The 9023-nt window shown below is 50.8% G+C and carries 8 protein-coding genes; all 8 read right to left on the bottom strand.

Annotated elements, in window-relative coordinates; all coding sequences use genetic code 11:
* Positions 1-270: 270 nt before the first annotated feature.
* A complete protein-coding gene (locus tag MUW49_RS17225) occupies positions 271-2448 on the bottom strand; it encodes a polysaccharide biosynthesis tyrosine autokinase (protein ID WP_244813013.1) in 2178 nt (725 codons plus the stop codon).
* Between the two features lie 55 nt (positions 2449-2503).
* On the bottom strand, positions 2504-2932 hold the full coding sequence (locus tag MUW49_RS17220; protein WP_043156573.1) for a protein-tyrosine-phosphatase: 429 nt from the start codon (positions 2930-2932) through the stop codon (positions 2504-2506).
* Between the two features lie 63 nt (positions 2933-2995).
* Positions 2996-4111: a polysaccharide export protein gene (locus tag MUW49_RS17215; RefSeq protein ID WP_103859176.1), complete on the bottom strand. Its 1116-nt coding sequence runs from the start codon at positions 4109-4111 to the stop codon at positions 2996-2998.
* Between the two features lie 226 nt (positions 4112-4337).
* Positions 4338-4901, bottom strand: a complete 564-nt coding sequence (rfbC, locus tag MUW49_RS17210) for a dTDP-4-dehydrorhamnose 3,5-epimerase (protein WP_244813012.1) — start codon at positions 4899-4901, stop codon at positions 4338-4340.
* A 78-nt stretch (positions 4902-4979) separates the two neighbouring features.
* Positions 4980-5888, bottom strand: a complete 909-nt coding sequence (rfbD, locus tag MUW49_RS17205) for a dTDP-4-dehydrorhamnose reductase (protein ID WP_244813011.1) — start codon at positions 5886-5888, stop codon at positions 4980-4982.
* Positions 5889-5926: 38 nt separating this feature from the next.
* Entirely contained in the window at positions 5927-7888 is a 1962-nt protein-coding gene (locus MUW49_RS17200) for a nucleoside-diphosphate sugar epimerase/dehydratase (RefSeq protein WP_244813010.1), read from the bottom strand.
* Between the two features lie 142 nt (positions 7889-8030).
* Positions 8031-8492 (bottom strand): sugar transferase, encoded by a 462-nt coding sequence (locus MUW49_RS17195; protein WP_244813009.1) that lies wholly within the window; start codon positions 8490-8492, stop codon positions 8031-8033.
* 3 nt (positions 8493-8495) lie between these two features.
* Positions 8496-8855, bottom strand: coding sequence for a UDP-glucose 4-epimerase (locus MUW49_RS17190; RefSeq protein WP_244813008.1), 360 nt, complete (start codon positions 8853-8855; stop codon positions 8496-8498).
* Positions 8856-9023: the final 168 nt, after the last annotated feature.

Below are 9023 nucleotides of genomic sequence, written 5' to 3'. Positions count from 1 at the left end.
CTTCAGTGCCATAGTCCTTGAAAAAATCAAACAGGCTGTAGCCTTTCTGGAATTGGACTTTGCTTTTGGCCATGATCTCGCACCTCAGTAACTGTACGTAAGATCAGTATAGCTCGTGGTGACTGCTAATCATGGGTAATCAGGAAACATAATACTGAGAAGGTTAACGCTCTCAGTCTTATCTAGTATTACTCAAAGGAGGCATCAATTGAACCTTCAATTTCGCCTCCCTGAATATTACCAATCCCTTATCGATTATCTGCAGCAGGATCAGGCTTTGGTTTTATCACCATAGCTATATTGATAATATCCGTAATTACCGTAATAACTGCTGGCTTTCTTTTCTACCGCGTTGAGCAGAATACCCTTGATGACCACACCATTTAGCTCGAAGCGACGAATCGCCACTTCCACCTCTTTCACAGCCGTCTTGGCAAAACGAGCCACCAACAAAGACGCCCCGACATGCTGGCCGACGATGGCCGCATCCGTGACCGCCAGGATCGGCGGGGAGTCGACAATGACAAAGTCGTAATGTTCAGCGGCCCAATCCAGCAGCGCTTTGAAGCGAGGATGCATCAGCAATTCTGAGGGGTTAGGTGGCACTGCGCCACGACAGACAAAATCGAGCCCGTCAAAGCCAGTCTTGCTGATCACCTGCATCATCTTACTTTGACCCGCCAGATAGGCGCTCAAACCAGCCCCCATCTCTTGCCCCAGGACTTTCTGCATATAGCCCTTGCGCAAGTCCGCATCGATGACCAGTACCTTCTTGCCACCCATGGCCAAGGTGGCAGCAAAGTTGGTCGACACGAAGGTTTTACCGATACCAGGACCAGGGCCCGAGATCAGTACGATGTTGTTTTTGGCCTCCATCATGGCGAAATGCAGGCTGGTACGCAGACTGCGCAGCGACTCCATTGCCAGATCGGCCGGATTACGGGCGGCCAGCAAGGCTTCATTGAGTGACATCGCCTGGCGCCGCTTTTTCTTCTGCTGCTGCTCTATCTTGGCCTGATCTTCGGAATAGGGAATAGTGGCGTACACGGACAGCCCCATCTCTTCCAACTGTTCGGGGCTCTCGACACCGCGGTGGAATGCAGCGCGCACCAGGATAAGGCCCACTGACAACATGCCTCCAAGCAGTGTTGCCAGCACCACGATCAGCTGCTTCTTCGGCTTGACTGCCCGGGTTTCGACTGCGGCATCATCGATGATACGCACATTACCGATGGTCCCCGCCTTCATGATATTGAGCTCTTGCTGCTTGTTGAGCAGCTGGACGAAGATCTCCTGGCCCACTTGCACATCACGGGTCAATCGCAAGATGTCCTGCTGGGTTTTCGGCAAGCGCTTGATCGACTTGTTGATGTTGTTCTTGGTGTTGATCAGAGTCTGGCGCTTCTCCATCAAGGCGATATAGGCCGGATGCTGACGGGTATAGAGCTGTTGCAACTCGGCTTCACGGAAGGTCAACTCATTGAGCTGTTTCTCAATCCCGACCATGGTGTCCAGTGCCGCTTTCGCTTCGAGCGGCAGATCAACCGACTCGTTCTGTTGACGATACGTATTGAGCAGCTCTTCCGAACGGTTCAAGTCATCTTTGACCTGGGGCAGATGGGTCTGCAGGAAATCCAGGCTCTTCTGGGCTTCTTCAGTCTTGCGCAGCACGTTCTGCTGGAGATAGTTCTGGCTGATGTTATCGAGCACAGCGCGAATGCGCACCTTGTCTTCCCCTTCCAGCGCCAGGGAGATGATCCCGGTATTCTTGCCCTTCTCGCTAACTTGGAGACCACTTTGTAATTCGGCAATCACATCAAGTACAGGCTTTTTGGCCAACGTGAAAACTTGCCCCTCATAAGCGGCCACATCAGACAAGAGCAGTGTTACATCTTCGTTCTGAAGCAATTTACCCACCTGACCTTCCAGCACCCGGCCTTTCACCTCCAAGGTAAAACGGTTTTCTCCGGTCAAGGTCAAAGTGAAGGAAGTACCAATCAGCTCGGATGCCACCTCAAAACGACTAATCGCCATCCTGGGATAGGGCTGGCCCATCAGGCGAGACACACCGCGGCCAACCAGCGGGAAGAAATCGGGGGTCACCACAGTATCAAGGTGGAGCTCTTGTACCGTGCGGCCAAGCACCATGCGCGAGGTCAAAAGTTCTATCTCAGCGGCGGCATCAGCCTGTTCGCCACCCAGCACATCGGCCATGTCACCCAGAAGAGCGGTGCCGCTGGTCTTTTTTTCCACTTGCAGCAGGGCGTTGGCCTTGAAGACTGGTGTCACCAGCAAGGCGTAAGCAACACCCATCATCATAAAGAAGCCGGTGATACTCACAATCCACCAACGGCCATCGATCAGGTAGCCCAGCAGGCGTCCCAGATCGATCTCATCGTTCTCCACCGCGGCATTGTTTTGCCGGGACGAAACAGAAGAAGTCGTCATTACACAGAGTCCATTTTTATTGTCAGATAAACCCGAACACAGACACAGGCTGTGGTTACAGTTTTTTCACCCAGCCATCAGCACCACGCACCAGCAACTGATAAACGTGCTCGTAGGCTTCCCGGCTGAGGCGATAGGGATCTGGCACCTCGCACTCCCCCAGCCAGTGGCCAAAGAGCATGGTCTTGCCGCGGGCGCCAGGATCAATAGCGGTCACGGCGGAAATATGCCCTTTCTCCATGACAAGGATGAGATCGGCCTCCTGGCACAACGCGCGGTTAAGCTGACGCGCAACATGCCCTTCCAGCGAGACCCCATGTTGCTGGGCTACTTCGCTAGCGACTTGATCGGCAGGCTTGTCAACCAGGGCGCTCACTCCGGCAGAACGGATATCACGGCCGGGCAAACGCTCCCGCAGCAGACGCTCACCCGTCGGGGAACGACATATATTGCCCACACACACGACGAGAATTTTCTCAAACATATTACTGTCACTCTTTCATCTTCAACACGATGCCAAGGGGCCCGAGTCAATATCTATTGAGCGTTACCAGTTGCGAACCCGCAACATACCTTCCGTCAACTCGTTAAAGCCATTGATGGAGGGAACCAACTGACTCAACACGCGGTTCCAGCGCGTCACAGGTGCGGTTGTCACATACACAACGTCATAGGGTTGCAACGCAAACTCCGTCCCCATCACCAGCGCAGTGGCGTCACTCAAATCAAGTTGATAGATGGCGGCTTTCTGCTGTGACTTGCCTGCCGGGCGCAATACGAAAATCCCTGTGGCATTGGCAGCATTCTGGTTCAAGCCCTCGGCACTGCTCAGGGCTTCCGTCAGGCTCATTCCCTCACGACCAATGGTCAGGGTTGAAGCCTTGTTGACTTCCCCCATGACAAACACTTTCTGGGCATCATTGCGCGGCACATAGAGCATGTCGCCATCGCGCATCAGCTGGTTGTGAGAGAGATCGCCATACTGCAAGAGATCCTGCAGCGACAGCGGGTATTCCTTGCCCTGGCGAGTCAGGACCACATGGTGCCAATCTGCCGTCGGGCTCAAGCCCCCGGCCAGATTGAAGGCATCGAGCAGCGTCATCGGCACATTGGTGATGGGCTGCGCGCCAGGTTTGGCGACTTCGCCGGAGATGTAGACCTTCTGGGAGCGGAAAGCGGCAATGCTGACATCGACCTGTGGGCTTTCAATAAACTGAGCCAACCGCTTGGCAATATCCACACGGATTTCAGATACCGTTTTTCCCACCACGGCGACCTTGCCGATATAGGGGTAGAAGATGGAGCCATCTGCGTGCACCCAGTTACCCGCCTCGCTCGCGCTGCGGTAGGAGCCGGCAGGAATGGTCAACTCCGGGTGATCCCACACCGTCACATTGAGGATGTCACCAACACCGATACGGTACTCATAACTGCTGATCTGGCGATTGAGCTCAGGGTTGGCCTTGCCCACCACAGGCGCCTTGCGTAACTCGCTGACCAGTGCTGGCGTCACCGGGTAGACATCGGCCAGTTGATCAACATCAACCGTTCCGGTAGCCACCTCGGTCTTGCCGCTGGTTGAAAGATTGGTACCCGGCACCACAGTACATGCACTGAGCAGAGCCACGGCCGACAACAGAGGGATGAGCTGAATCCTTTTCACTTCCACACCTTATTTAGCTTGCCATCAAAAACTGACTGGAAAAAATCACCGTATGATAGCGGATTTTATAAAAACTAGAGAGCTTTTTCTCTAAAACTAAACACTCTAAGTCGCATCAATTACATATATGCTAAGCTTCGATGCAAACAGCTAAGGAAGGTGCGAATAAGTCATATGGCACGAGAGCATTTACTGGTAACCCATTGATATTAAATGACTAAAATTTTCATTTTTTGTTCGTGGGATACTTGTTCGCACTTTCCTTAATAAAAGGGGCCTGACGATCCTTGTCAGACAGGACCAAGGGTATATTTTCCATAAGCGGCCACACTATAGCCAACTCGGGGTCAGCCCAATGGAGTGTACGTTCATATTCAGGACTGTAATAGTCGGTGCACTTATAAAGCACTGTCGCCATCTCGCTCAACACATAGAAACCGTGCGCAAAACCGGGGGGAATCCAGAGCGACATGGGCGTATCGGCATCGAGATGTTGCCCCACCCATTGCCCACAGGTAGGACTATTCCGACGCAAATCCACCGCCACGTCGAAGATGGTGCCAGAAATGACCTGCACCAGCTTGCCCTGTGGCCGTACGATCTGGTAGTGCAAACCACGCAGCGTACCTTGGCAGGAACGGCTCAAGTTATCTTGCACGAAATTCATCTCACCACAACGGGCGGTAAAATCCTGCTGACGAAACAGCTCCATAAAGCTGCCACGCTCATCGGTATACAGTCGATGCTTGATTAACATCACATCGGGAATCGCCAGGGGAAGAAAATCCATCGTAGTCACTCAGTGTATTGACCCACCCAGATGGCTTAGCCTGTAGGACAAACCTACCTATTGCAAAACCTGCAGATATCATTTTTCTTTCAGGAGCTGACGAAGCGTTTCCTCGACTCCTTCGCTCCAATGAGGTAACTCGAGGCCGAAGGTAGTACGAAGCTTGGTCGTATCGAGACGGGAATTCAATGGCCGCCTGGCAGCAGCAGGGTAAGCGCAACTCGACACAGGCTTAATCTCTCTCACTTTGAGCTCGAGACCCAGTTTCTGAGCCTCGGCAAAGATAAAGCGGGTATAGTCAAACCAACTGACTTCGCCACCAGCCGCCACATGATAGAGTCCGCATAATGTCGGATTGGCCAGCGTTTGCTCGATCGCCCCCAGTGCCACCTTGGCCAGCAGAGCTACCGAGGTGGGCGCCCCAATCTGATCGCAAACCACCGAGAGAAGCTCCTGTTCCTGCCCTAGACGCAGCATAGTTTTCACAAAATTGTGCCGATAAGGACTATGCAACCAGCTGGTTCGGAGTATCAGATAGCGGCAACCACTGACTTGGATAGCCTGCTCCCCCTGCAACTTACTCAATCCATAAACATTGAGAGGACTCGGCTTGTCCTCCTCCCGCCAAGGCCTGTCACCGAGGCCATTGAAGACATAGTCTGTGGAAAAATGGACCAACAGGGCTCCAACCCGCCTTGAGGCTTCAGCCAATGCTGCCACCGCTTGCGCATTGATTTGATAAGCCAGCTCCGGTTCATTTTCCGCTTGATCGACCTGGGTATAAGCAGCGGCGTTGATGATCACCCGCGGCCGTAGCCGTTCCACCCAGTCGACCAATTGTACCGGTTGTAGAAGAGCGACCTCTGCTCGCCTTGGCAGAGACAACCCTTCCTTGCCGAGTAACTGACATAAGGCAAGACCAAGTTGGCCTGTGCCCCCCAGCAATAGGACTGGTGACAGTAACGACATTAACCCAGCGTCATTCATCGGCCATTCTCCTATGGCCCAAGGTAGCACTACTCATTTCAGTGCACAGAGTGATGGGTCTCCGTATTCAAAAACTCAATATTGGTTGTGTTGGAGGTCATCAAGGCTGGTTTCAACTCACCACGAGCCTTCCACACCAAGTCACAGATACCGTCGGTAGGTGCAAATGCGGCTGGCGCCTCCAGCAACAGATGACGAAGCTGCTCATGATCAAACTGATGGCAGGCAACATCAATTTTGAGAAGCAGGGCGCGCAGTTCAGCCCAAGGCAGCAGTTGCTCATTTGCCTTCATGATCCTCGGATGATGAGTGCCCAGCACATTGTCACCAATAAGCAGCTCTTCAAAAAGCTTTTCTCCAGGCCTTAATCCTGTAATTTTTACTTCAATATCTCCGTTCGGATTTTGTTCATTTTTAAGTGTCAGACCACTCAAACGAATCATACGGTATGCCAGTTCGATAATCCTCACCGGCTGCCCCATGTCAAGAACAAAAACATCGCCGCCATGACCCATAGCACCAGCCTGGATCACCAACTGGGACGCTTCCGGAATGGTCATGAAATAACGGATGATATCGGGGTGAGTCACGGTGAGAGGACCGCCATTCCGGATCTGTCTACGAAACAGAGGAACGACAGAACCTGACGAGCCCAGCACGTTACCAAAACGCACCATGCAAAAACGAGTGTAATTCTGGGCAGAAGCCAAGGCTTGCAGTATCAACTCCGCCAATCGCTTCGTTGCCCCCATGGTATTCGTCGGTCGCACTGCCTTGTCGGTCGAGATCAATACGAAAGTTTCGACCCCAGCCTCGATAGCTGCTTGAGCACTATAGAGGGTACCGAATATATTATTTCGAACACCTTCCACAACATTATATTCAACCAAAGGAACATGTTTGTAGGCCGCAGCATGATAGACAGTCTGGATCCTGAAATTGCTCATGATGGTAAATAAGCGGTTCTGTCGCTGTACTGAACCCAAGAGAGGAACTATTTCAACATCGATGCTTTCATTTTCGCAAAGCTCATTAAGTTCTTTATCGATTGCATACAACCCATATTCTGACAGTTCAAAGAGAACCAATTTTTCAGGCTTGCACCGGATAATCTGGCGGCACAACTCAGAACCTATTGAACCTCCAGCCCCAGTCACCATAACTCGTTTGCCAGTAATATTGGCGTTTAAAAGCTCTGGTATCGGAGCGACTGGATCTCTGCCTAGCAAGTCCTCGATAGAAACTTCCTTTAACTCATTGATTTGAGCTTTACCGCCAACCAAGTCAGCCATGCCCGGAATAGAGAGCACTTCACAGGGAAAAGGCTCTAACCGGCGAAGCACATCCTGACGTACCACACGTGATGCACTGGGAATAGCGAGCAATATTTTTTTCACGCCAAACCGCATGATCAGTTCACCAATATCATCAGGAGAATATACGTTATTCCCCTGGATCAGGGCTTTCCTTAAATGAGGAGCATCATCCACAAAAGCAACCGGGAAAAACTCCTGTCCCTGATTCAGGGCTAGCTGAAGCTGGCGCCCAGAAGACCCGGCCCCATAAATAAGTACAGGAACTCGACTTCCCTTACCACGATTTACCAGCATTCGAAAGAAAAGACGTACCCCTCCAATTAGAAGAACTGCAAAGGAAAAATAAATCACTGAAACCGTTCTTGGTAAAAAAATCTCGAAAAAGAATGAAAATGCTACCAAACATAAGGTTGATAAAAATATACCTAAAGAGACTGTCCAAAGCACTTTAAAGCCAACGTAGCGCAATACAGCACGATACAGTCCCAGCTTGGCAAAAATAAATACAGTAACAGGAATAAGTAACGCCAACAGTTCCCAATAGTGGAGGCTTCGAATCGGTATCGCCATATCTAATCGAACCCAATACCCCCCCCAGAAGGCAACGGTTAGCAGCATCGCATCGATCAGTACCGATACACTCCGTTTTAAAGGGCGTGATAGCCCTAGGAAAAAAGTCAACATGGGATCATATCCACCCTATAAAGGAGATGTTTAAAAAAACTTATCGTATTACTCGGTCTCCGGAGCCTTTCCCGGTTACCGTTTGCAAGATATAGGTGAAATAATCTTTCAGGGTTAAGGATGCAATCATCTTGGCATCCGTCTAGGCAAGCAACTCGGGGGTAGACATATCAATAGTATTGACCTGCGCCAACCCGGTAATGCCCGGCCGAACTTCAAATACACCACGCTTGTCACGTTCGGCTATTAACTCTTCTTGGTTAAACAAACAAGGACGAGGCCCAACCAGACTCATTTCACCTTTCAACACATTCCAAAGTTGCGGAAGTTCATCCAGTTTACTTTTACGCAAAAAATTACCAAATGGAGTGATTGACGTCGCACTAGCCAAATGGCTGGCAACCGACGCAGTGCCCACCCTCATAGTACGGAATTTAACCAGTGTAAAAGCCTTTTTATTGCGCCCTACCCTGACCTGACAAAAAATAGGAGACCCTGTATCGAATAGACCGATCAGCGTTAACAGCAGCAGAACCGGTGCCGCACATACAAGACCCAGTAGAGCAAAAATGAAATCCAGCATTCGGATAATGATCGTGGTCATATTTTATGCATCTCGTTGTGATGACATTGAAACGGCTATCTTAGCTAATTGTTGCTCCATGGTCACGGGTGGCTTCCATCCCAAGGTTTCCTTGGTGTGGGTAATATCGACTTGCAATGAGCCACACAGTCTGTCAGCAACTGCTTTTTTGCCTAACAGACTTGCTACTCCCCGGATGCAACTCATTGGTATCGGGATCAACCTTGCCTTCTTACCAAAAGCATGGGCCATCATTCGCAGTAATTGCGTGGTAGATACATCCCGGTCATCGCTGACCAAAAAAGTCTGATTAGCTGCTTTGGGATGATCGATGCACGTTACAATCAAATCAACCAGATTGTCAATCGCAACAAAACTACGCAAATTATCTATTAGCCCTAAAGGTGTAAGTATTCACCGGAACAGTATTGACACAGGAAAAATGAGACGATCGTCTCTTGATCCCACTTTCCTGCTTGCTTGATCCTGCTCCTTAGATACGCTCCCCCCATGAGCAAAAACACCATGCATTCCGCGGGAATGCCCACCACT

This window comes from Aeromonas sp. LsrichE-8G (assembly GCF_022869435.1).
In the GTDB taxonomy this organism is placed as follows: Bacteria; Pseudomonadota; Gammaproteobacteria; order Enterobacterales; family Aeromonadaceae; genus Aeromonas; species Aeromonas caviae.
Note: the sequence above shows the minus strand (reverse complement) of the source record. Positions and strands in the feature narration are given on the sequence as shown.

What these genes read in the sequence shown, in the direction of transcription:
- rfbC (WP_244813012.1), bottom strand. Translation starts at nt 4,901, where the DNA reads ATGGATTTTCTTCCCCTGGCGATTCCCGATGTGATGTTAATCAAGCAT.
- MUW49_RS17195 (WP_244813009.1), bottom strand. Translation starts at nt 8,492, where the DNA reads ATGACCACGATCATTATCCGAATGCTGGATTTCATTTTTGCTCTACTG.
- rfbD (WP_244813011.1), bottom strand. Translation starts at nt 5,888, where the DNA reads ATGAATGACGCTGGGTTAATGTCGTTACTGTCACCAGTCCTATTGCTG.
- MUW49_RS17220 (WP_043156573.1), bottom strand. Translation starts at nt 2,932, where the DNA reads ATGTTTGAGAAAATTCTCGTCGTGTGTGTGGGCAATATATGTCGTTCC.
- MUW49_RS17225 (WP_244813013.1), bottom strand. Translation starts at nt 2,448, where the DNA reads ATGACGACTTCTTCTGTTTCGTCCCGGCAAAACAATGCCGCGGTGGAG.
- MUW49_RS17200 (WP_244813010.1), bottom strand. Translation starts at nt 7,888, where the DNA reads ATGTTGACTTTTTTCCTAGGGCTATCACGCCCTTTAAAACGGAGTGTA.